This is a genomic window from Shewanella sp. T24-MNA-CIBAN-0130, from assembly GCF_040310185.1.
GTDB lineage: Bacteria > Pseudomonadota > Gammaproteobacteria > Enterobacterales > Shewanellaceae > Shewanella > Shewanella psychromarinicola.
In genome coordinates this window covers 1-255 of the sequence record NZ_JBEOPP010000430.1, presented here as the reverse complement: position 1 = coordinate 255, position 255 = coordinate 1, and the positions used below count along the sequence as shown (strand labels likewise).

1 protein-coding gene is annotated in these 255 nt (G+C 45.9%); it reads left to right on the top strand.

Going from position 1 to position 255, the window contains the following annotated elements:
- A partial coding sequence (locus AAEZ02_RS22990) for a helix-turn-helix domain-containing protein (protein ID WP_351125456.1) occupies positions 1–255 on the top strand: 255 nt, incomplete at both ends.

The following is a 255-nucleotide window of genomic DNA, read 5'->3' as shown; positions in this document are numbered from 1 at the left end:
CAGTAAGCGTACCTATCGACGTTGGTATCGAGAAGGTCAAGTGCAAGCTGATTTAAGGCCAACAGCAGCTCGACCAGAGCCAGCAAATAAACTCGAAGAACATGAGCGACAACAGATATTAAGTGTGTGCAATCAAGCGGAGTACGCCAGCTTACCCCCGTCGCAAATTGTGCCAACATTATTAGATAACGGGATTTATATCGCCTCGGAATCCAGCTTCTACAGAGTGTTAAATGCTCATGGTCAACTTAACCA